General features: G+C 65.4%; 16 protein-coding genes. 11 read left to right on the plus strand and 5 right to left on the minus strand.

The genetic code is table 11. The features are described 5' to 3' along the window. Positions 1-146 precede the first annotated feature (146 nt). On the plus strand, positions 147-896 hold the full coding sequence (locus tag ACSUZJ_RS15115) for a GAF domain-containing protein (RefSeq protein ID WP_499409469.1): 750 nt from the start codon (positions 147-149) through the stop codon (positions 894-896). Between the two features lie 200 nt (positions 897-1,096). Here the strand turns inward: ACSUZJ_RS15115 and ACSUZJ_RS15120 are convergent, their stop codons facing one another. Together ACSUZJ_RS15120 and ACSUZJ_RS15125 are read right to left on the minus strand one after the other, a co-directional pair. Continuing rightward, positions 1,097-1,534, minus strand: coding sequence for a tetratricopeptide repeat protein (locus ACSUZJ_RS15120; protein WP_499409471.1), 438 nt, complete (start codon positions 1,532-1,534; stop codon positions 1,097-1,099). After that, entirely contained in the window at positions 1,531-3,516 is a 1,986-nt protein-coding gene (locus tag ACSUZJ_RS15125) for a bifunctional 2',3'-cyclic-nucleotide 2'-phosphodiesterase/3'-nucleotidase (protein WP_499416566.1), read from the minus strand. Before ACSUZJ_RS15125 ends, ACSUZJ_RS15120 begins: the two co-directional genes overlap by 4 nt. Before the next feature lie 181 nt (positions 3,517-3,697). Here ACSUZJ_RS15125 and prfB point away from each other — a divergent pair. From prfB to lysS, 3 genes are all read left to right on the plus strand, one after another. Next, positions 3,698-4,802 (plus strand): peptide chain release factor 2 gene (prfB, locus tag ACSUZJ_RS15130; protein WP_499409473.1). Its coding sequence is split into 2 segments (ribosomal slippage): positions 3,698-3,778 and positions 3,780-4,802, totalling 1,104 coding nucleotides; the frame shifts between segments, so codons are not numbered across the junction. Further along, entirely contained in the window at positions 4,802-5,464 is a 663-nt protein-coding gene (locus ACSUZJ_RS15135; protein WP_499409475.1) for an HAD family hydrolase, read from the plus strand. The genes prfB and ACSUZJ_RS15135 overlap by 1 nt, the downstream gene beginning before the upstream one ends. 22 nt (positions 5,465-5,486) lie before the next feature. Further along, positions 5,487-7,034, plus strand: coding sequence for a lysine--tRNA ligase (gene lysS / locus ACSUZJ_RS15140; RefSeq protein WP_499409477.1), 1,548 nt, complete (start codon positions 5,487-5,489; stop codon positions 7,032-7,034). Between the two features lie 196 nt (positions 7,035-7,230). Here the strand turns inward: lysS and ppnN are convergent, their stop codons facing one another. After that, on the minus strand, positions 7,231-8,601 hold the full coding sequence (gene ppnN / locus ACSUZJ_RS15145) for a nucleotide 5'-monophosphate nucleosidase PpnN (protein WP_499409479.1): 1,371 nt from the start codon (positions 8,599-8,601) through the stop codon (positions 7,231-7,233). Positions 8,602-8,866: 265 nt separating this feature from the next. On the opposite strand from ppnN, the gene ACSUZJ_RS15150 reads away from it, so the two are divergent. Next, on the plus strand, positions 8,867-10,372 hold the full coding sequence (locus tag ACSUZJ_RS15150; protein WP_499409481.1) for a peptide MFS transporter: 1,506 nt from the start codon (positions 8,867-8,869) through the stop codon (positions 10,370-10,372). A gap of 112 nt (positions 10,373-10,484) precedes the next feature. On the opposite strand, the gene ACSUZJ_RS15155 is transcribed toward ACSUZJ_RS15150, so the two are convergent. Continuing rightward, entirely contained in the window at positions 10,485-11,396 is a 912-nt protein-coding gene (locus ACSUZJ_RS15155; RefSeq protein ID WP_499409483.1) for a LysR substrate-binding domain-containing protein, read from the minus strand. Between the two features lie 104 nt (positions 11,397-11,500). Between ACSUZJ_RS15155 and ACSUZJ_RS15160 the strand changes: the two genes are divergently transcribed. Further along, positions 11,501-12,424 carry an NAD-dependent epimerase/dehydratase family protein gene (locus ACSUZJ_RS15160; RefSeq protein ID WP_499409485.1) on the plus strand — a complete coding sequence of 308 codons (924 nt, stop codon included), beginning with the start codon at positions 11,501-11,503 and terminating at the stop codon, positions 12,422-12,424. Between the two features lie 254 nt (positions 12,425-12,678). On the opposite strand, the gene ACSUZJ_RS15165 is transcribed toward ACSUZJ_RS15160, so the two are convergent. Beyond that, positions 12,679-14,940, minus strand: a complete 2,262-nt coding sequence (locus tag ACSUZJ_RS15165; RefSeq protein WP_499409487.1) for an OPT family oligopeptide transporter — start codon at positions 14,938-14,940, stop codon at positions 12,679-12,681. Positions 14,941-15,034: 94 nt separating this feature from the next. Between ACSUZJ_RS15165 and ACSUZJ_RS15170 the strand changes: the two genes are divergently transcribed. The 5 genes from ACSUZJ_RS15170 (at position 15,035) to ACSUZJ_RS15190 (ending at position 22,145) form a co-directional block, all read left to right on the plus strand. After that, positions 15,035-17,476 (plus strand): penicillin-binding protein 1A, encoded by a 2,442-nt coding sequence (locus tag ACSUZJ_RS15170; protein WP_499409489.1) that lies wholly within the window; start codon positions 15,035-15,037, stop codon positions 17,474-17,476. 131 nt (positions 17,477-17,607) lie between these two features. Further along, positions 17,608-18,489 (plus strand): transposase, encoded by an 882-nt coding sequence (locus ACSUZJ_RS15175; RefSeq protein ID WP_499409491.1) that lies wholly within the window; start codon positions 17,608-17,610, stop codon positions 18,487-18,489. 149 nt (positions 18,490-18,638) lie between these two features. After that, positions 18,639-19,025: a PAS domain-containing protein gene (locus ACSUZJ_RS15180; protein WP_499409493.1), complete on the plus strand. Its 387-nt coding sequence runs from the start codon at positions 18,639-18,641 to the stop codon at positions 19,023-19,025. Next, positions 19,022-20,386 (plus strand): sensor domain-containing diguanylate cyclase, encoded by a 1,365-nt coding sequence (locus ACSUZJ_RS15185; RefSeq protein ID WP_499409495.1) that lies wholly within the window; start codon positions 19,022-19,024, stop codon positions 20,384-20,386. The genes ACSUZJ_RS15180 and ACSUZJ_RS15185 overlap by 4 nt, the downstream gene beginning before the upstream one ends. Beyond that, the gene (locus tag ACSUZJ_RS15190) at positions 20,349-22,145 is read left to right on the plus strand and encodes a putative bifunctional diguanylate cyclase/phosphodiesterase (protein ID WP_499409497.1); all 1,797 of its coding nucleotides are present in this window, start codon (positions 20,349-20,351) and stop codon (positions 22,143-22,145) included. Before ACSUZJ_RS15185 ends, ACSUZJ_RS15190 begins: the two co-directional genes overlap by 38 nt. Positions 22,146-22,206 lie beyond the last annotated feature (61 nt).

The raw sequence follows: 22,206 nt of genomic DNA on the forward strand, positions 1-22,206 counted from the left end.
TTGCTCAAGATTGTGTCTCAACAATTTCTTTAACGCAACTCTAATTGCGTTTTTTGTTGGTTTTATCGCGTTTCATGGCCAGAAAATCGGAACCCTCAGGTAGTTTCATCAAATCGGCTATACTCCTATAAAGAGTAGGAATATTGATGAACAGTAATTTCACGGAAGAAGACCCGATTCTCACGACGAGCGCGGCCGCGCGCATGCTCGGTGTCGCCACCAGCACGGTCCAGTTATGGATGGAAAGCGGCGCCATCGAATCGTGGAAGACACCGGGCGGACACCGCCGCACGCGCGAGAGCCATATCCGTGCCCTGATGAACAAGGTGGGCGGGCACGAAACCGGTAACGGCGGACGTCGCGTGCCGCCGACACCGCTCGACCCCGAATACCTGCCGAATCCCGAGGCCGCCTTCCCGGTCCCGCCAGACGAGGACGCGCGCCTGGCGGCGCTGGCCGCATCGAACCTGGTCGACAGCCCGCCGGAAGAACGTTTCGACCGCATCGTGCGGCTGGCCTCGATGGCGACCGATTCGCCGATCGCCCTGATCTCGCTGCTGACCTCGCGGCGCCAGTGGTTCAAGGCGCGCGTCGGCCTGCAGCCACAGCAGACACCGCGCGAATGGGCCTTCTGCTCGCACGCGATCCTGCAGGACCGTCCCTTCGTGGTGGAGGATGCCGTGGCCGACGAGCGCTTCAGCGGCAATCCGCTGGTGCTGGCCGATCCGCACATCCGCTTCTACGCCGGCGTGCCGCTGCGCGACCAGGACGGCAACGCCATGGGCACCCTGTGCGTGATCGACCGCGAGCCGCGCAAGCTGCGCTCGACCGAGCTGCAGGCCCTGCTCGACCTGGCGGCGATCGCGTCGACGGAAATCTCGCGCAACGACAAATAAGGCGCGCCTTCGGGTAAGGCCGTCGTCGGGCGATGCATACCGCGTATGTATCGCGCGGCCTACAGTGTTGCGTGGAGGCTCGTAGGGTGGACGACTCTACCGGACGCCACGCACTCACGCGGCCGATCCGCCGTCCACGCGTTCAAATCACCTCAGCAAGCCTGCGGCCCCGAGCGGCGTCCCAGCGTAAAGGCCGCCCGTCACTCCCGCACCCGATGCGTCATCGCATGTGCGGCCTGCCGCATCAACAGCTCCGCCTTGCGCGGATCCGTTTCCGTCAGCGCCAGCTGCTGCAGCGCCTCGGGGTATTCCAGCTCCGCGGCCGTTTCCAGCCAGCGCCGCGCCGCCGCCGGGTCGGGCGGCGCACCCTCGCCCGCCGCCAGCATGTTGGACAGCACGAACATCGCCGCCGGCACGCCGCCCTGGGCCGCCACCGTGAGCAGCGCCACGGCGCGCGCCGGGTCGGCTGGCATCCCCTCGCCGTTGCGGACCTTCAGCGCCAGCCGGTAAGCGGCGATCGCCTCCCCGGCCTGCGCTTGCGTCTGCGGCACGCCAGGCGGCTCAGCCGGGGCCGCCGATGCGCCGCCGCCGAGCGCGAAGCCCAGCAGCAGCGCGGCAGGCAACAGGATCGGCTTCATTTCGACAGGTCGACCGTGTACAGCGCAAAGCCCTTGCCCTGGCCGTCGTCCGCCTTCAGCAGCCCGACGTTCTCCAGCCCTGCCTCGCGCGCCAGTTCCAGCTTGCCCGGGGCCGAGCGGAACACCACCGGGCCGGCCGTCTTCACCGGGGTGAAGCGCCAGCTGCGCTGCGAACCGTTGGCCTTGCGGGTGAGCTGCTTCACTTCGCGCACATAGGCGATCAGCACGTCGCGGCTGGTGTCGGGCGAGGCCAGGATGGTCTTGCTGCCGTCCAGGCCCGGGAAGTTGCCGCCGCCGCTGGCGCGGTAGTTGTTGGTGGCGACGATGAATTCCTGGCTGTCGGCCACCGGCTCGCCGCGCAGCTTCAGCTTGCGGATGCGCTGGCCCGGCGCCTGGGTGACGTCGATCTCGAAGCTGATCTCGCTGGAGGTCGGGACGTCGAAGTTATAGCTGGGGAAGCCCTGGTTGATGAGCTCCTGCGCTTCTGTCCTGGCCGGGTCGATGGTGTTGAAGCGGCGCGCCGAGGTCTCGAGCCAGGCTTTCAAGCCTGCGCCGTCGACCTTCACCGCGTACAGCGCGTTCGGGTAGAGGTAGAGGTCGGCCGCGTTGTTCATCGCCAGGCTGCCCGGCGCGACGTCGGTGTAGTCGAAGGCGCCGGCGAAGCCGTTCTTGAAGGCCGCCGACATTGACAGCACCGGCAACTTTGCATACTGCGGCAGGTTCGTCGCCACGTACTTCTCCACGTAAGCCGTCTGGGCCTGGTTGACCACTTCGAGCGCCGAGATGTCGCCGACGTCGACAAAATAGGTCGACATGCGGAAGTCGCTGCTGCCCACCGGCGTCTTCACGAAGCGGATCGTCGCCTCGTGCTCTTCCCTGATCAGGGCCGCGACCTGCGGGTCGGGGGCGACGAAGGTCTTGTCGGCGTTCTGGGCGGCGCGCGCCTCGACCGTCGTCCTGTCCTTCTCGATGGTCCAGCGCTTGCCGTCGGCGCGCAGGTGCAGCGCGACCACGCCCAGGTGCTTGCCCCAGAGGTTGGCCATCACGGTCGGCACGCCATGCACGAAGCCCCTGGCCTTGTCCACGCCCGGCAGGTTGAACTGGGGCGCGCTGCTGGCCGCGTTCGGGAACAGCTGGTGCGAGTGCCCCAGCAGCATCACGTCCACGCCTTCTACCCGTGCCAGGTAGTAGCCGGCGTTTTCCATCTGCGGCGTGTAGGGGCTGCCGTCCAGGCCGCCGTGGGCGATGGCCACCACGATGTCGGCGCCCTTGCGGCGCATCTCCGGCACGTACTTCTCGGCCGCCTCGCGCACGCCGGTGGTGTAGACCTTGCCTTCGAGGTGGCGCTTGTCCCAGGACATGATGCCGGGCGGAGTGAAGCCGATGATGCCGACCTTGACCGTCGCCGTGATCTTGCCGCCCTTCGCATCGAGGCCGCTGATCTTCTTCTCGATGATGCGGTAGGGCTCGAACAGCGGCGCCTTGGTCGTCACGCTGTAGACGTTGGCCAGCACCTGCGGAAAGGCCGGGCCGGCGCAGCGCTTCGGCTGCTCCAGGCCGGGCACCCTGAAGCGGTTGCCGGTCACCTGCCCGAGGAAGGCCAGGCCGTAGTTGAATTCGTGGTTGCCGATCGAGGCGCCGTCGTACTTCAGCGCATTCATCACCTTGTAGATGCCCAGCGTCTGGTCGCAGCGCACCGGCGCCACCAGGGCCTGGTAGTCGGCCAGCGCGGTGCCCTGGATGGTGTCGCCGTTGTCGAACAGGACCGTGTTCGCGTATTCGCGGCGCGCCTGGGCGATCAGGGTGGCGGTGCGGTCCAGGCCGATCGACGGCTCTTCGGCCAGCTTGAAGTAGTCGTAGCCGACCACGGTGGCGTGCAGGTCGGTCGTTTCGAGAACGGCCAGCACGGCGCTGGCGCCCTTCGGTGCGGGTTTGGCGGCGAAGGCGGGCGCGGACAGGACGGCAGCAGGCAGCAACAGCATGCCGATTTGATAAGAGATTGAGTGTCGCATGAGCAATTCTTGGGTGAGAACCGGAGGATGATACGGCAGCGGCGCAAGCAGCGGCAAGGAATACGCCCGCGCGCGGTCCCGGGCCCACCGGGTGGCCGGCGGTCTGGGGTATAATCGAAGGTTCGATTTAACTCATTCAAACGCCAAGATCATGGAAGCTGAACGCATCAACGCCATCTCCGCCCTGCTGAACGACCTGACCAGCCGTGAAGCCGAACTTCGGAGGTATCTTTGACTTCGATCGGAAGTCGGAGAAACTAGAACAGGTCAACCAGGAACTCGAGGACCCGACCGTCTGGAACGACCAGAAGCGGGCCCAGGACCTCGGCAAGGAAAAGAAGGCCCTCGAGGCCGTCGTGCTGACGCTCGAGAAGGCGCGGTCGGACCTGCTTGACGCCACGGACCTGTTCGAAATGGCGCGCGAAGAAGGCGACCATGACACCCTGGAGTCGATCGGCAGCGATGCCGAGGAAATCCAGAAGACCATCGAGGCGATGGAATTCCGCCGGATGTTCAGCAACCCGATGGACCACGCCAACTGCTTCATCGACATCCAGGCCGGCGCCGGCGGCACCGAAGCCCAGGACTGGGCCTCGATGCTGCTGCGCCAGTACCTGCGCTACTGCGAACGCAAGGGCTTCAAGGCCGAGGTCCTGGAAATCTCCGAGGGCGAGGTCGCCGGCATCAAGACCGCGACCATCAAGGTCGACGGCGAGTACGCCTATGGCCACCTGCGCACGGAAACCGGCGTGCACCGCCTGGTGCGCAAGTCGCCGTTCGACTCGGCCAACGGCCGCCATACCTCGTTCACCTCGCTGTTCGTGTATCCGGAAGTCGACGAGTCCTTCGAGATCGAGATCAACCCGGCCGACGTGCGCATCGACACCTACCGCGCATCCGGCGCGGGCGGCCAGCACATCAACAAGACCGACTCCGCGGTGCGCCTGACGCACGCTCCGTCGGGCATCGTTGTCCAGTGCCAGAACGACCGCTCGCAGCACCGCAACAAGGCCGAAGCCTGGGACATGCTGCGCGCCAAGCTGTTCGAACTCGAGATGCGCAAGCGCATGGCCGAGCAGCAGAAGCTGGAAGACTCCAAGACCGACGTCGGCTGGGGCCACCAGATCCGTTCCTACGTGCTGGACCAGTCGCGCATCAAGGACCTGCGCACCGGTTTCGAAACCGGCAACACCAAGAACGTGCTGGACGGCGACCTGGACGACTTCATCTCCGCTTCGCTGAAACAGGGCGTCTGATGGCTCAGGTAAAACGCGCGCTGATCTTCGACATGGACGGCACCATCGTCGACAACATGGGCTTCCATACCCAGTCGTGGATCACCTTCTTCGCCCGCCGCGGGCGCGACATCGATGCGGACGAGTTCTTCCGCACGACGGCCGGCCGCCAGGGCAAGGAAATCATCCGCTCCTACATGGGCGAGGACCTGCAGGACGAGGAAGTGCTGCAGCTGAACCATGAGAAGGAAGCCGTCTACCGCGAGCTCTACGCCCCGCACCGCAAGGCGGTCGAGGGCTTCGAGGACCTGATCGCCGACGCGCGCTCGCAGGGTATTTCCCTGGCGGTCGGCACCGCCGCCCCGCCGGCCAACGTCGAGTTCACGCTCGACGGCCTGGACCTGCGCCGCCATTTCGACACCGTCGTCGGCGCCACGGACGTCGCCCGCGGCAAGCCGCACCCGGACGCCTTCATCGAAGCCGCCCGCCGCTGCGGCGCGCAGCCGGAAAACTGCATCGTCTTCGAGGACGCGCCCCTGGGCGTGGAAGCGGCGCGCCGCGCCGGCATGCGCTGCGTGGTGATCACCACCACCCTGCCGGCCGAAGCCTTTACCGAATTCGACAACGTGATCAAGATCGTCTCCGACTTCGCCGAGCTGTCCGTCGACGAGCTGTTCGCCTGATCAAACCAAACGAGTACCAACCATGACTACGGAAAACCAAGAAAACAACACGCCAGCCCAGGTTACCCCGGCGGCGGACGAGAACAAGATCATGGCAGAACGCCGCGCCAAGCTGGCCGCGATCCGCCAGCAAGGCGTCGCCTTCCCCAACGATTTCAAACCCGAGCACAAGGCCGCCGAGCTGCACGAGCAGTACGGTTCGCTCACCCGCGAAGAGCTGGAAGAAAAGGCCATTCCCGTGGTCCTGGCCGGCCGCATGATGCTCAAACGCGAAGCCGGCAAGAAGGCCGCCTTTGCGACCTTGCAGGACGCCTCGGGCGCGCGCGCCGACGGCCGCATCCAGATCTACGTCACGCTCGACGCGACCGGCGAAGCGGCGATGGAAGCCTTCCGCACCTACGACCTGGGCGACATCCTGGGCGTCGAGGGCACCCTGTTCAAGACCAAGGTCGACGAGCTGACCATCAAGGTCACGAAGCTGCGCCTGGTCACCAAGTCGCTGCGCCCGCTGCCGGACAAGTTCCACGGCCTGGCCGACCAGGAGACGAAATATCGCCAGCGCTACGTCGACCTGATCATGAACGAAGAGACGCGCCGCACCTTCAAGGCGCGTACCGCCGCGCTGTCGTCGATGCGCCGCTTCATGGAAAAGAACGGCTTCATGGAAGTCGAGACCCCGATGCTGCACCCGATCCCGGGCGGCGCCGCGGCCAAGCCTTTCATCACCCACCACAATGCGCTGGACATGCAGATGTTCCTGCGCATCGCGCCGGAACTCTACCTGAAGCGCCTGGTGGTCGGCGGCTTCGACCGCGTGTTCGAAGTGAACCGCAACTTCCGTAACGAGGGCGTGTCGATCCGTCACAACCCCGAGTTCACGATGATGGAGTTCTACGCGGCCTACACCGACTACACCTGGCTGATGGACTTTACCGAAGCCGTGATCCGCCAGGCCGCGATCGACGCCCAGGGCACTGCGGTGCTGAGCTACGGCGGCCGCGAGCTGGACCTTTCGAAGCCCTTCCAGCGCCTGACCATCGTCCAGGCCATCAACAAGTACGCGCCTGGCTACACCACCGAGCAACTGGAAGATCCGGCTTTCCTGAAGGCGGAACTGCTGAAGTTCGGCGTCAAGCCGATCGCCACCGCCGGCCTGGGCGCGCTGCAACTGGCGCTGTTCGAAGAGACCGCCGAAGCCCAGCTCTGGGAGCCGACCTACATCATCGACTATCCGGTCGAAGTGTCGCCGCTGGCGCGCGCCTCGGACACCCGTGCGGGCATCACCGAGCGCTTCGAGCTGTTCATGGTCGGCCGCGAGATCGCCAACGGCTTCTCGGAGCTGAACGATCCGGAAGACCAGGCCGCGCGCTTCCTGTCGCAGGTCGAGGCGAAGGACGCGGGTGACGAAGAGGCGATGTACTACGACGCCGACTACATCCGCGCGCTGGAATACGGCATGCCGCCGGCCGGTGGCTGCGGCATCGGCATCGACCGCCTGATCATGATCCTGACCGACTCGCCGAACATCCGCGACGTGCTGCTGTTCCCGCACCTGCGCAAGGAAGACTGATCGTCGGATCAGTTGGTGGAATCAAAAGAACGGGGCGCCAAGGCGCCCCGTTTTTTATTGTTGGCTTCGAAGATGGCGTAGGGTGGACACCTGTGTCCACGCTGTACGACGTGTGCAGGTGGCTTCGCTTGAAGCCGCCGCGGCACATGCACCGTACAGCGTGGACTCGGGAGTCCACCCTACGAAACCCAACTACTTACTTCACGATCGTATAGCAAGGCGTATACGCCTTGCCCGGCAATTTCATCCGGCTCTGCTCCACGAACGAGGCCAGCAGCGCATCCATCGGCTCCATGATCTCGCGCTCGCCATGGATCTCATACTTGCCGAACTCCTCGATCGCACGGATGCCCTCTTCCTTGACGTTGCCGGCCACCACGCCCGAGAAGGCGCGGCGCAGGTTGGCCGCCAGCAGGTGCGTTTCCTGGCTCTTGTGCAGCGACAGGTTGCGCATGTTTTCGTGAGTCGGCCGGAACGGGCGCTGGAATTCCTGGTCGATTTTCAGCAGCCAGTTGAAGTAATACGCATCGCTGTGCGCCTTGCGGAATTCGCGCACTTTCTTGATCCCCTCGTGCATTTCGCGTGCGACCGCGTCCGGATCGTCGATGATGATCTTGTAGCGCTGGCGCGCCTTGTCGCCGAGCGTCTGGGCGATGAAGCCGTCGATCTGCTCGAAATATTCGCGCGCCGTCGCCGGACCGGTAAAGATCAGCGGGAAAGGCATTTCCGCGTTATCCGGATGCAGCAGGATACCGAGGATATAGAGAATCTCTTCCGCGGTGCCGGCGCCGCCCGGGAAGACGCAAATGCCGTGGCCAACGCGGACAAAGGCTTCCAGGCGCTTTTCGATGTCCGGCATGATGATCAGGTCATTCACGATCGGATTCGGCGATTCGGCGGCGATGATGCCCGGCTCCGAAATGCCGATATAGCGCCCGCCCTGCAAGCGCTGCTTGGCGTGGCCGATCGTCGCGCCCTTCATCGGGCCTTTCATGGCGCCCGGACCGCAGCCGGTGCAGATGTCGAGTTCGCGCAGGCCGAACGCATAGCCGACCTCTTTCGAGTAGTTGTATTCGATGCGGTTGATCGAATGGCCGCCCCAGCACACCACCAAGTTGGGATTACGCTGCGGCTGCAGCAGGTTGGCGTTGCGCAGGATGTGGAACACCGCGTCGGTGATGCCTTCGGGACGCGACAGGTTGAAGCGCGGATTGTCGGTGACTTCGAAATTCACGAAGACGATATCGCGCAGCACCGAGAACAGGTGCTCGTGTATCCCCTTGATCATCTTGCCATCGACGAAGGCGATGGCCGGCGCGCCGCGGATATCGAGCTTGATGCCGCGTTCGCGCTGGATGATGCTGATATCGAAACTGCTGTAGCGCTCCAGCAGTTCCTTGCCATCGTCGATCGAGCTGCCCGAGTTCAGGACTGCGAGCGAACATTTGCGGAATACGGAATACAGGCCACCCTGGCTGGTGTCGAGCAGTTTGGCCACTTCGGCCTTGGACAGGACTTCCAGCCGGCCTTCTGGAGAAATGAGAGTATCGACGACTTCGTAGTTCATACGTTCTTCCTTTTCTGACGCTCTTGGGGGGTCTTCACAAATCTGAATGTTTCACCAATATACGACAAGTGGCTGGGACACGCGTGTCCAATCGCACGCCGATTGTGCGGCACCGCACCATGCGCGCGCGTGTTTACCACAATGGCAAATATTTTTCTTGAGCCCAGCAATATCTACTAAAATGCGTGCGGATTGGAAGCTGCGAATCATCTTTGCCTTCCAACGATAACAGTTATTCTTAAAACTATATTTCGGGAGGAACCGCATGAGCGGTGCAGCTGCTACACCCGCCGACAAGGTCGTCATTCCAGAGTTCAAACAGATCATGGGCCACCCAGCGCCGCTGTGGATGCTGTTCATGACCGAATTCTGGGAGCGCTTCGCTTTCTACGGCATCCGTTGGGCCCTCGTGCTCTACATCGTCGCCCAGTTCTACGGCGGCGACGCCGTCGGCCAGGCCGACGCCAACCTCACCTACGGTTCCTACCTCGCGCTGGTGTACGCCGGCGCCGTCTTCGGCGGCCTGATCGCCGACCGCGTCATCGGCTACCAGCGCTCGATCCTGATCGGCGCCGTCTTCATGGCGGCCGGCCTGTTCATGATCACGATCCCGAACCAGGACCTGTTCAAGCTCGGCCTCGCCACCATCATCGTCGGCAACGGCATGTTCAAGCCGAACATCTCGACCATGGTCGGCAAGCTGTACGCGATGAACGACACCCGCCGCGATTCGGGCTTCACCATCTTCTACATGGGCATCAACGCCGGCGCCTTCATCGCCCCGATCCTGACCCAGATCCTGGCCCAGAAACTGGGCGACGGAACGACGCCTGCCTACAAGGTCGTGTTCTTCGCTTCCGGCATCGGCATGCTGATCAGCCTCGTGTGGTTCTACATCGGCCGCAAGACCCTGGCCGGCATCGGCCGTCCCGACCCGCAGGCCGAAGGCATGGCCCGTCCGCTCGCCGTCATCATCGGCAGCGTCGTCGTCATCCCGGGCGTGTACTTCCTGCTGAAACTCGGCGCCAACACCCTGCAGGCGATCCTGACCGTCCTGTTCATCGTCCTGGCCCTGATGCTGATGATCGAAGGCATCCGCAACGGCAAGGTCGCGCGCGACAAGACCATCGCCATGATGATCATCTTCGCCTTCAACATCCTGTTCTGGATGTTCTTCGAGCAGGCAGGCAGCTCCTTCACCTTCCTGGCCGACCAGATCGTCGACCGCAACTTCGGCGACTGGACCTTCCCGGTCGCCTGGTTCCAGAGCGTGAACTCGGTCGCCATCATCGTCTTCGCGCCGATCATCGCCGCGATCTGGGTCATGCTGGGCCGCCGCAACGCCAACCCGTCGATCCCGCGCAAGTTCGGCCTGGGCCTGATCTTCAACGGCCTGGCCTTCGGCCTCTTGATGTACGCGCTGTCGACCCTGGTCGACGACGCCGGCAAGATCCCGTTCTGGACCCTGTTCACGGTCTACTTCATCCAGTCGGTGGGTGAGCTCTGCCTGTCGCCGATCGGCCTGTCGATGGTCACCAAGCTGGCGCCGGTGCGCCTGGTCGGCCTGGGCATGGGCGGCTGGTTCCTGTCGACCGGCATCGGTAACAACCTGTCGGGCATCTTCGCCTCGCATGTCTCGGGCGAAACCGGCATGTCGATCGCCTCGGCACTCGACGGCTACACCTTCGGCTTCTGGTCGCTGGTGGGCGGCGGCGTCCTGCTGTTCCTGATCGCACCGCTGATCCAGAAGCTGATGCACGGCGTGAAATAAGCGTCCCTTCGCTTCAACGAAAAACGGCAGCTTCGGCTGCCGTTTTTTATGCCTGTTGTGTGTGCCCACCCTACGCGTATCCCACCGATCGCATGAAATCCGCGCCCACCATTCAACCGCCGGCGGTCTCCCCATCCAATTCGCGCCGCATCGCCTCCATCTCCTCCACCATCCACTCGCGAAAACGCTGGATCTTGCTCATGTTTTCCTTGTGGGGATTGGCGAGGAAGCGGTAGCCCATGTCGAAGCGCGCGCTGCGGCAGGCGATCTGGCGCAGCGCGCCGGAAGCGATGTCCTGGCAGGCGATCCCGTAGGGCACCAGGGCCACGCCCTGCCCCGCCACCGCCGCCTGCACCAGCACGCCCCAATGGCTGTAGCCGCGCGAGAAATCGTACTTGCCCTTGAGCGCACGGTTCTCGTTCAGGAGCTGCAGCCAGGATTCCGGCGACTTTTCGCACAGCAGCGGCTGCTGCGCCAGGTCGGCCAGCGTCAGGCCATCCTGGCCGGGCGCCAGCAGCTCCGGACTGTAGACCGGCACCAGGCGTTCGCGAAACAGCAGCGCCGGGTCGCTGTCGCGCACCTGGCCGTAGCGGATCGCCACGTCGGTGGTGTCGGCTTCCAGGTCGACCGGGGCGTCGTTCGAATCGATGCGGATGTCGAGCTCCGGATGCAGCTTGGTGAAGCGGTGCATGCGCGGCACCAGCCACTTGATGGCGAAGGAATGGGTGGTCGAAATGCGCAGCACCGACTCCTCGTCGCCGCGCTGCAGCGCCCCGACCTTGGCGCGCAGGTCGGCCAGCATGCGGCCGATGGCGATCGCCAGCTCCTGCCCCTTCTCGGTCAGCGAGATGTGGCGCGGGTGGCGCACGAACAGCGGAAATCCGATGGTCTCCTCGAGCTGCTTGACCTGCAGGCTGACCGCCGCCGGCGTCTTGTGCAGCTCGCGCGCGGCCAGCTTGAAGCTGCCCCAGCGCGCGGCGCACTCGAAATCGATCAGCCCGGAGAGGCTGCGCAGCGGCTTCATGTTCGCTCCATGCGCAAGTTTTTCTTATTCATAGAAGCGTTTTTTCTCGTTTGATGATTTTTGCTGCTGAGCACAAAATATACTCGATTCGTCAAGGAGAAGCCATGCACAAGAATACTTTGGTGATCGGCGGGACCCGTTATTTCGGCAAGCTGCTGGTGCAGCGCCTGGTAAGAGCGGGCCACCGCGTGACGATCGCCACCCGCGGCTATGCGCCCGATCCCTTTGGCGAGCGCATCGAGCGCATCCGCGTCGACCGCCGCAACGAGACTGCCATGCGCAGCGCCTTCGCCGGCAAGGACTACGACCTGGTGTTCGACCAGATGTGCTACAGCCCGCTCGACGCCGCCATCGCGACCCGGACCTTCGCCGGCAGGGTCGGGCGCTACGTCATGACCTCGACCATCGACGTCTACCGCGGCCTCGCGCCAGGCGGCGCGGCCCTGCGCGAATCCGACCTGCCCGTGCTGGCGCAGGCGATCGACACCGCCTATCCCTGGCACGACCCCAAGCTCGCGGTGCAAAGCTACGTGACGGGGAAGATCCAGGCCGAGGCCTACCTGTACCGCGACGGTTCGCTGCCCTTGGTGACCGCGCGCCTTGCCCACGTGCTGGGCGGCCCCGAGGAATTCACGGGACGCCTGGCCTATTACGTCGACCTGCTGCGTCAGGGCGCGGCCCTGCCCTACACCAACGCGGGCGCGAAGGTCTCCTTCCTCGGCACCCAGGAGGCGGCGGCCTTCCTCGACTGGGTCGGCGCGCAGGACTTCACCGGGCCGGTGAACGCCGCTTCAGGCGGGCCGCTGTCGGCGCATGGCCTGTACGGCCGCGTGGCCCAGGTGCTCGATGCGCAGGCGCGCTTCAGGCGCGTCGATGGCGCTCTGGCCCCGGGCCAGCTTTCGCCCTTCGACTTCCAGCAGCCGATGGTGCTGGACACCGCGCGCGCGCAGGGTCTGGGATATCGCTTCAGGCATTCCGACGCGTGGCTGGACGATGTGATTCGCCAGCATGACCTGGCGTTTGTCTGATCCCTGGCGGGATCCGCGCCGCGGGTTTGCATAGGGTGAGACAGCGTGGACACAGGTGTCCACCCTACGAAACCCATCACACCCGAATAGGCGATGGTCGGGGTTGCTGTTGTAGGGTGGGCATTCGTGGTGCTGGCATTTAGCCAGCCCCACTGCCCACGCGGTCTCACCATCAATGATCAGGCAATGCGACCAGCACCACAATCCTCCACCACTCTTCAAAACAAGACGGGCGCCGAAGCGCCCGTTTCACTTTACTTCTGCGCTTTCTCCCGCGCCACCCAGTACAGCAGCAGCACGATCGCCGCATACGGAATCAGTGACAGCAGGTCCGCATTCGGCCCCGACACGAAGGGATTCGAGCTCTCGGCCCACTTCGCCATCATGCTGTCGAAGTTGGTCATGACACCCGCCGTGATCGCGATCACGATGCCGGCCAGCGCGCCGCCGGCGATGTAGCCCGAGGCGAGCAAGGTGCCGGAACTGCGGTCGCCCGCGGCCTGGCGCTCTTCCTCGTTCAGCTTGGCGTACTGCGGCAGCTTGTTGTTGCGGCGGTCGGCGAACCAGCGCACCGCGCCGCCCACCGCGATCGGCAGCGTCGACACCAGCGGCAAATAAACCCCTACCGAGAACGCCAGCGCCTGGATGCCGGCCAGTTCCAGCACAACCGAGATCATCACGCCGAACAGCACCAGGGTCCACGGAAGCTGCTGGTCAAGGATGCCCTTGATGATGTAGGACATCAGCACGGCCTTGGGCGCGTCGTACTTCTTCACTTCGGTGCCATCCGGACGCTGGTGGTAGTGGCCGTTGATGCCCGGGTCGACCAGGTAGGCCAGCTTGCCGTCGTCGGCCACCAGGTACTTGCCGGCAGGGCCGCCCACGGTGTCCGTCTTGCGCCAGACCTTGTAGGTCTTGGCGTCGCTCTCGGCCTGCGGCCCCTGCAAACGCTCGGTCTCGACCAGTTTCGACACGTCGACGGTGACGGCCGGCGCGACCTGGGCGGCCGGGACGTAGACTGTGCCGGCCTCGTTCAGCTTCAGCAGGATCGGCCCGAGGATCAGCGCCGAGGCAAAGGCGCCGCACAGGATGGCGTACTGCTGCAGGCGCGGGGTCGAGCCGACCAGGAAGCCGGTCTTCAGATCCTGCGAGGTGGTGCCGGCGTTGCTGGCCGCGATGCAGACGATGGCGCCGACCGACAGCGCGGTCACGTAATAGCGCCCGCCGGTCCAGCCCATCACCAGGAAGATCAGGCAGGTGAACAGCAAGGTGGCGACCGCCATGCCCGAGATCGGGTTCGAAGACGAGCCGACTTCGCCGGTCAGGCGCGAGGAGACGGTCGCGAACAGGAAGCCGAACACCAGGATCAGCAATGCGCCCAGCAGGTTCATGTGCAGCGGCGTGGCGAAGGTGATGATGGCGATGATGGCCAGGCAGCCGATCGCCACCCACTTGATCGGGATGTCCTGGTCGGTGCGCAGGCCGGCGTTGGCCGCCGTTGCCTTTCCTTTACCCATGCCGGCCAGGCCGCCCTTCAGGCCGTTCCAGATCGAGGGCAGCGAGCGCACCAGCGAGATCAGGCCGCCGGCCGCCACGGCGCCCGCGCCGATGTAGAGCACGTAGGCGTCGCGGATGTCGTCGGGCGACATGTCCTTGATCAGCATCGTTCCGGGCGAAAGCGGCACGGTCAGCAGCTCGCCGAAGAACTTGATCATCGGGATCAGCAGCAGATAGGACAGCACGCCGCCCGCCGCCATCGTGAAGGCGATGCGCGGGCCGATGATATAGCCGACGCCGACCAGCTCGGGCGACACTTCCGCACCGGCCGAACCGGCCTTCAGCGGCGCACCGAACTCGAAGTTGGCCACGTCCTTCCAGCCCTTGAGCGAAACGTTCGCGACCTTGTACAGCAGGCCCAGGCCGAAGCCGCCGAAGATGATGGCGGCGCGGCGCTTGGCGTCACGCGCCGCGTCCGAGCCGGCAACCCGCACTTCGCCCGCGGCCTCGCGCGAGGTGTCGGTGGCGGCGGCCTTCAGCACCTCGGCGCAGGCCGTGCCTTCCGGGTACTTCAGCTCGCGGTGGGCGTCGACGATCATGGTGCGGCGCATCGGGATCATCATCAGGATGCCCAGCAGGCCGCCCAGGATACCGACCAGCATCACGCGCGAGATCTCGAGATCGAAGCCGAGGATCATAATGGCCGGCATGGTCACGCCCAGGCCGAAAGCCAGCGATTCGCCGGCCGAACCCGCGGTCTGCGTGATGCTGTTTTCCAGGATGGTCGATTCGCGCCCGCCCATCTTCTTGAACATGCCGAACAGGGTGATGGCGATCACCGCCACCGGGATCGAGGCACTGACGGTCAGGCCGACTTTCAATACCAGGTACAGCGAGGAAGCGCCGAAGACCATGCCCAGCACGACGCCCATGACGAGGGCGCGGATGGTCATTTCGGGCAGTTGCGCCGTCGCCGGAATATAGGGCTTGACGGCGGGAGGAGCAGGATCGTAGGGCATCGTATTCCTTGGATGTCTTGGAAATCGGCTTGTCTCAGGCAAGCCTGAAGGCGTGACTATGGCATATGCTTTGATGGAAGGAAAGCGCATTATAATGGCCCGCACCGGGCCGCTGACCCTTGCGGTCCCACAGCACGAGAGAACCGTTTTGACCAAGTCCACCCGGCCTTCCCCCGCCCTCAAGCCGTTCCGGCCACTTCACCGCGAGCGCGGTTTCATTTTCTTCATCCTGGCCGCCATCGTCGTGTTCGTCGCCGGCCTGGCGATCTACGTGTTCGCCGCCATCCTGCCGAAAGTGCCGGCGATCGACGCCGTCCTCGATTACAAGCCCAAGATCCCGCTGCGCATCTACACCGCCGACAATGTGCTGATCGGCGAATTCGGCGAGGAGCACCGCGATTTCGTCCCGATCGCGAAGATTCCGCCGATGATGAAGAACGCCGTGCTGGCGATCGAGGATGCGCGCTTCTACGAGCACAGCGGCATCGACTGGATGGGCGCCGTGCGCGCGGTCGGCTCCAACCTGCGCAGCGGCTTCGGCTCGGGCGGCGCCTCGACCATCACCATGCAGGTGGCGCGCAACTTCTTCCTGTCGAAAGAGAAGAAGCTGTCGCGCAAGATCAACGAGATCGCCCTGGCCTACCGGATCGAGGATGCGCTCACCAAGGACCAGATCCTCGAACTCTACATGAACCAGATCTACCTGGGCCAGCGCTCCTACGGTTTCGCCAGCGCGGCGCGCGCCTACTTCGGCAAGGACCTCGACAAGCTTTCCATCGCCGAAACCGCAATGCTGGCCGGCCTGCCCCAGAATCCGGCGCGCAACAACCCGGCCGTGAACCCGAAGCGCGCCAAGGCGCGCCAGGAACAGGTGCTGCGCCGCCTGCGCGACCTCGGCCAGATCGACGAGGCCCAGTACGCGAAAGCCGTGGCCGAGCCGATGCGCGTGCATTCGCGTCCCCAGGAATTCGGCGCCCACGCCGAGTACGTGGCGGAACTCGCCCGCCAGGCGGTCTACGCCCGGTTCAAGGAAGAAGCCTATACACGGGGATTGCGCGTCGTCACCACGATCCGCGAAGCCGACCAGAAGGCCGCCTACGAATCGGTGCGCCGCAACGTGCTGGCCTACGACGCGCGCCACGGCTACCGCGGCCCGGAAGCGCGCATCGAACTCCCGGCCGACGAAACGGAGCGCGAGGAAGCCATTGTCGAGGCCCTGCAGAAGCGCCCATCCAGCGACGGCCTGGAACCGGCGGTCGTGCTCGCCGCTTCACCGAAGCGCGTGCAGGTCGAGACCATCGCCGGCGACGTGTTCGACATCGAGGGCGCCGGCCTGAAGTTCGCGGCCGCCGGCCTCTCCGGCAAGGCCAAGGAATCCGTGCGCATCGCGCCGGGCGCCATCGTCCGCATCAGCAAGCTGCCGAAGGACGGCTGGGGCATCAGCCAGGTGCCGCAGGTGGCGGCAGCTTTCGTCGCGATCGACGCCGACAGCGGCGCGTATCAAGCGCTGGTCGGCGGCTTCGACTACAACCTGCAGAAGTTCAACCACGTGACCCAGGCCTGGCGCCAGCCGGGTTCGGCGATCAAGCCCTTCGTGTATTCGGCGGCCGTTGAAAAAGGCTATTCCCCGGCCACCCTGATCCTCGACGAGGCGCTCGACATGCCGGGCGAGAATGCCGGCGCCACCTGGTCGCCCCAGAACGACGATGGCGTCTTCGATGGCCCGATCACGATGCGCTATTCGCTGGCCCACTCGAAGAACGTGCCGACCGTGCGCCTGCTGCGCGCGATCGAAGTGCCCTATGCCCACGACTTCCTCGGCCGGTTCGGCTTCGACCTGGCGCGCCACCCGCAGAACCTGACCCTGGCCCTGGGCACCGGCGCGGTCACGCCGCTGCAGATGGCCGGCGCGTACGCGGTCTTCGCCAACGGCGGCTATGCCGTGAAGCCTTACCTGATCGAGAAAATCGTCGACGGCGACGGCACCATCATCCAGCAGGCCACGCCGCCCGCCCCGCGCCAGGAGACGGCGCGCGTGCTCGACGCCCGCAACGCCTTCATCACCGACAGCATGCTGCGCGACGTCACCCGCTACGGCACCGGCGCCGCCGCCACCAAGCGCCTGGGCCGTCCCGACATCGCCGGCAAGACCGGCACCACCAGCGACGCCATCGACGGCTGGTTCGCCGGCTACGGCGGCAATGTCGTCGCCGTGGCCTGGATGGGCTACGACGAACCGCGCTCGCTGGGCGGCCGCGAATTCGGCGCGACGCTGGCCCTGCCGATCTGGCTCGACTACATGCAGGTCGCCCTGGCCAAGCACCCGCCCGTCGAGCGCCCGGAACCGGAAGGCCTGGTGCGCGAGAACGACGACTGGGTGTATGCGGAGTTCGCGGAAAATCCGCAGCTGCACGGGATCGACGTGATGGCGGAGGCGCCGGCCGAGGATCCGAACGGATTGTCGGAGGGGGAGGAAGTCATGCCTGCCGAGCCGACGGGGGAGAATGCGCATCCGTTGGCGGATCCGACGCGCTGAGGAAAAGCTGGGGAGAAGCTGGGGTCAGGTCTGACATTCGGACACGAGCTCAGCCATAAACGCGTTCTCTTCCTGCTCGCGGCTGCGGTATCTCATCGCCGGACATCTCCGCATCCGATACCGTCGCCCGTATGACGCGACCACTTCGACTCGAATTTCCTGGGGCCCTCTACCACGTTACATCGCGCGGCAACCGGCAAAACGCCATCTATCGGGATGATTCCGATCGCCGCGCATGGCTGGATCTGCTGGGACTGGTGTGCAAACGCCACAACTTCCTGATTCATGGCTTTTGCCAGATGACGAATCACTTTCATCTGTTGATCGAGACCCTTGAGGGAAATCTCTCGCAGGGCATGCGTCAACTGAATGGCGTGTACACCCAGCATTACAACCATCGACATCGTCTCGTCGGCCACCTGTTCCAGGGCCGCTACAAGGCCATCCTCGTCCAGAAAGAAAGCTATTTACTGGAACTGGCCCGCTACATCGTCCTGAATCCCGTGCGCGCGAACATGGTAGCGGCGCCAGGCGATTGGCAATGGAGCAGCCATCATTACCTTGTCCATTCCGCCCACCCTCCGACCTGGCTCGAATGCGATTGCATACTCGGCCGCTTTGGACCGACGCGCGCCGAGGCTATCCGTGCATATGACGCGTTCGTGCTGGCGGGCATCAACGAAGCGAGTCCGCTTGCCGCGACGCGCCATCGCATTCTCCTGGGCGACGACGCGTTCATAACGAAGCACGAAAACATGCGGCTATCGGAGGAACTGGGGGAAAATGCCAGGGCTGAGCGCCGTGCAGTTGCGCCTGACCTGGCATCGTACCGGGCCATGCATGGCGACCGAAACGAAGCAATGGCGCGCGCATACCTGTCGACTGCCTACACGATGCCGCAGATTGCGGACGCTTTCGGCGTGTCGACCAAAACCGTCAGCCGGGCGGTGGCAGCGTACGAACGCGGGTGCAGCAAGACTAATGATGAGCTCGTGTCCAAATGTCAGACCTGACCCCAGCTGTGACCCCAGCTGTGTCGCCACCGCCTCAAAATTGTAAGACCGATAGCGCGCACAATTGACACGCGCGCTGGGCGCGTGCCAACATCCGTTTCCCGTCGCCAACTATCAACCTTACCACCCGGATCGGACCGACTCCCATCATGACCACTGCCACGCCTACCTTCGACGCCCGCGGCCTTGCCGAGCTCCTCGACGCCAGCAGCCCGGAAGCGCTCGATGCGCTGGACTTCGGCGTGATCGCGTTCGACGCCGAGACCATCGTCCGGCGCTACAACGCAACCGAATCGCAGGCTGCCGGGCTGTCGCCCCAGCGGGTCATCGGCGAGCCGCTGTTCACCAATGTCGCGCCCTGCATGAACAACTTCATGGTGGCCCAGCGCTTCGAGGATGCGGCCGACCAGGGCAGCGCGCTGGACGACACCATCGACTACGTGCTGACCCTGCGCATGCGTCCGGTCAAGGTCAAGCTGCGCCTGCTGGCCAGCCCATCGGGCGCTTACCGCTACGTGCTGGTCCAGCGCCGGTGAGCTCGGTGGACGACGGCGTCGAGCAGCTGCGCGCCGAGCACGAAGCCCTGATCCAGTTCCTCTACCTCGCCCCGGTCGGGCTGGTGCAGGCCGGCATCGACGGCGAGATCGCCATGATCAATCCGATCTCGGCCCAGCTCCTGATGCCGCTGTCGCCCGACGGCTGCCTCTCCAACCTGTTCACCGCGCTCGAGGGCGTGGCGCCCGGCCTGCGCTTCCAGTGCGAACAGTACCCGCACGGCAGCGGCATGGTGTTCGAGGGCCTGCACATCCACCTGCGCGCGGCCGAGCGCAAGCGCACGCCCCAGGTGCTTTCGCTCAGCCTGTTGAAGCTGGACGCGGCGCGCATCATGGCCGTGCTCCAGGACGTCACCGCCGAGGTGAAGCGCGAGCGCCAGCTGCGCCAGAGCGACGCCTGGCTCAACGCCATCCTGACCCGCATCAGCGACTATGCCCTGGTCTCGCTCGACCGAGAAGGGCGCGTCTGCGACTGGAACGAGAGCATCGCCCGGGTAACGGGCTTCGGCGAGCACGTCGTCGGCGCGCCCTATTCCGTGTTCTACCCGCTCGACGCGATGACGGGCGAACACCTGCGCGACCGCCTGCGCGAAGCCGAGCGCAACGGCTGGAGCCTGGACGAGGGCCTGCGCCTGCGCGCCGACGGCAGCCAGTTCTGGGGCAGCGCCCTGATCGCGCCCCTGCCGGACCGCGAAGCCTTCGGCCTGGACGATCCGGAAGCACCCAGCTACTGCCTGATCCTGCGCGACATCAGCGACAAGCGCGCCGCCACCGAAAGACGGCGCCAGGCGGCGTTCTGCGACCACCTGACCGGGCTGGCCAACCGCCGCGCCTTCTTCGAGGCCGCCGAACTGGAGCTGGACCGCGCCACTCACACGCCGCGCCCGCTGGCCCTGGTCATCTTCGACGCCGACCTGTTCAAGCACATCAACGACCGCTACGGCCACCCGGCCGGCGACCGCGTGCTGTGCGACCTGGCCGACGCCCTGCGCGACAGTTTCCGCATCGTCGACACCGTGGCCCGCCTGGGCGGCGAGGAATTCGCGGTGCTGCTGCCTTCCACCGGCGAAGAAGCGGCGCTGGTTGGCGCCGAAAGGCTGCGCGCCCTGGTCGCCACCCGCCTGGTCGCGACCGACCACGGCGAAATCGCCTACACTGTCAGCGCCGGCGTTGCCGTGCTCGACGCCCAGGATGGCGAGCCGGGAGGTATCGACGGCCTCGTCAAGCGCGCCGACCAGGCGCTCTACCTTGCCAAGCGCAGCGGAGGCAACCGCACCGTCTGCTGGACACCGAATTTGCCTACCAATGAAGACACTCCAAAGCGAAGCCGCGATGCAGGTTGAGAACATCGACGCCTACGAGGCGCTGGTCCAGTTTCTCTACCGCGCACCGATCGGCCTGGTGCAGACCGGCCTCGACGGCGCGGTCGACATGCTCAACCCGATGGCCTCGAACCTGCTGATGCCGCTCGCCGTCGAGGCCGGCCTGGACAACCTGTTCGCGGTGCTCGACGCCGTCGCGCCCCAGGTCAGGCAGATGGCGGCCAGCTTCGACCAGCCCTCGGGCGTGGTCTGCGACGCCCTGCGCGTGCCACTGGGCGCGGCGCACACAGCCCCGGGCGCGCCCCAAGTGCTGTCGATCAGCCTGCTCAAGCTCGACCCGCAGCGCCTGATGGCCGCAATCACCGACGCCACCTTCGAGATGCAGCGCGAGCAGGACACCCTGCGCCGGCGCCTGAGCAACGCTGCCCGCACCGACGCCCTGACCCGCCTGCCCAACCGCGCCGCCGTGCGCGAGCAGTTGCAGACGCTGCTCGACCAGCCCGGGCGGACGGGCCAGTTCGCCCTGCTGTTCCTGAACTTCGACCGCTTCCGCCAGATCAACGACACGCTGGGCCAGGCCGCCGGCGACCAGTTGCTGGTCGCCGTCGCCGACACGCTGCTCGGTGCAATGGCCGAGCGCGTCTGGGGGGCGCCTGCGGGCGCCCGGCGCATCGATGCGGCGGCCGGCAACGGCCACCTGGTCGCGCGCGTGGGCGGCGACGAATTCGTGGTGCTGCTCGACGGCCTGCGCTATCCCGAAGAGGCCGAGAACGTCGCATTGCGTTTGCTGTCCATACTGTCGCGCCCCTGCCAGATCGACGGACGTGAGGTGTCCTGCCGCGCCAGCGTCGGCGTGTTCTGGGGCGCCGGCGCCGCAGGCGACGCCGACGCCGCCATGCGCGACGCCAGCATCGCGATGATCGAGGCCAAGCGCGCCGGCGGCGCGCGCCACGTCGTGTTCGAGGCCTGCATGCGCGAACGCGCCTCCCGGCGCGCCGACATCGAGGCGCAGTTGCGCACGGCGCTGGCGGAAGAACAGCTGTTCGTGGTCTACCAGCCGGTGGTCGGGCTGGATCCCGACGGCAGCACCGACATTTCCGCCGGGGTCGAGGCCCTGGTGCGCTGGCAGCATCCGGTGCGCGGCCTGGTGCCGCCTTTCGATTTCATCGGCGTGGCCGAGGAATGCGGCCTGATCGACCAGATCGGCGACTTCGTGCTGGCGCGCGCCTGCGCCGATTTCATGCGCTGGCGCACGCTGCTGGGCGCCAGGGCTCCGCGCCTGATGGCGGTGAACCTGTCGCGGGCCCAGCTGGCCCAGCCCGGCTGGATCGCCAGGGTCCGCGCCATCCTGGAAGAAACCGGCATGCCGCCGGCCAGCCTGCAGCTCGAGGTGACGGAAAGCCTGGCGGCCCAGGACGAGCACACCCAGTTGCGCCTGCACGAACTGAAGGCGCTCGGCATCAAGCTCGCGCTGGACGACTTCGGCACCGGCTATTCCTCGCTGTCCAGCCTGCACCTGTTGCCGGTCGACACAGTCAAGATCGACCGCTCCTTCGTGTGCAAGGCCGACACCAGCGACCACCACCAGGTACTGATCGAGGCCACGGTGAAGGTGGCCAGCAGCCTGGGCATGAACACCGTGGCCGAGGGCATCGAGACCGCGGCCCAGGCCGAGGCGGTGCGCGCCCAGCACTGCGCCAAGGGGCAGGGCTATTTCTACAGCCGGCCGCTGCCGACCGAAGCCCTGGTGGCCTGGATCGCCGGACAGCACGCTGCCTGAGCATATCTGTCCGGCTGATCCTACACTCGCGTCCGCCGTGTTCCTATGGCGTACCGACGAG

The sequence above is a fragment of the Telluria sp. B2 genome, from assembly GCF_051789535.1.
Taxonomy (GTDB): Bacteria; Pseudomonadota; Gammaproteobacteria; order Burkholderiales; family Burkholderiaceae_D; genus Telluria.

Coding starts and splice junctions, on each gene's coding strand:
- ACSUZJ_RS15115 (WP_499409469.1), top strand. CDS start 147: ATGAACAGTAATTTCACGGAAGAAGACCCGATTCTCACGACGAGCGCG.
- ACSUZJ_RS15120 (WP_499409471.1), bottom strand. CDS start 1,534: ATGAAGCCGATCCTGTTGCCTGCCGCGCTGCTGCTGGGCTTCGCGCTC.
- ACSUZJ_RS15125 (WP_499416566.1), bottom strand. CDS start 3,516: ATGCTGTTGCTGCCTGCTGCCGTCCTGTCCGCGCCCGCCTTCGCCGCC.
- ACSUZJ_RS15135 (WP_499409475.1), top strand. CDS start 4,802: ATGGCTCAGGTAAAACGCGCGCTGATCTTCGACATGGACGGCACCATC.
- lysS (WP_499409477.1), top strand. CDS start 5,487: ATGACTACGGAAAACCAAGAAAACAACACGCCAGCCCAGGTTACCCCG.
- ppnN (WP_499409479.1), bottom strand. CDS start 8,601: ATGAACTACGAAGTCGTCGATACTCTCATTTCTCCAGAAGGCCGGCTG.
- ACSUZJ_RS15150 (WP_499409481.1), top strand. CDS start 8,867: ATGAGCGGTGCAGCTGCTACACCCGCCGACAAGGTCGTCATTCCAGAG.
- ACSUZJ_RS15155 (WP_499409483.1), bottom strand. CDS start 11,396: ATGAAGCCGCTGCGCAGCCTCTCCGGGCTGATCGATTTCGAGTGCGCC.
- ACSUZJ_RS15160 (WP_499409485.1), top strand. CDS start 11,501: ATGCACAAGAATACTTTGGTGATCGGCGGGACCCGTTATTTCGGCAAG.
- ACSUZJ_RS15165 (WP_499409487.1), bottom strand. CDS start 14,940: ATGCCCTACGATCCTGCTCCTCCCGCCGTCAAGCCCTATATTCCGGCG.
- ACSUZJ_RS15170 (WP_499409489.1), top strand. CDS start 15,035: ATGGCCCGCACCGGGCCGCTGACCCTTGCGGTCCCACAGCACGAGAGA.
- ACSUZJ_RS15175 (WP_499409491.1), top strand. CDS start 17,608: ATGACGCGACCACTTCGACTCGAATTTCCTGGGGCCCTCTACCACGTT.
- ACSUZJ_RS15180 (WP_499409493.1), top strand. CDS start 18,639: ATGACCACTGCCACGCCTACCTTCGACGCCCGCGGCCTTGCCGAGCTC.
- ACSUZJ_RS15190 (WP_499409497.1), top strand. CDS start 20,349: ATGAAGACACTCCAAAGCGAAGCCGCGATGCAGGTTGAGAACATCGAC.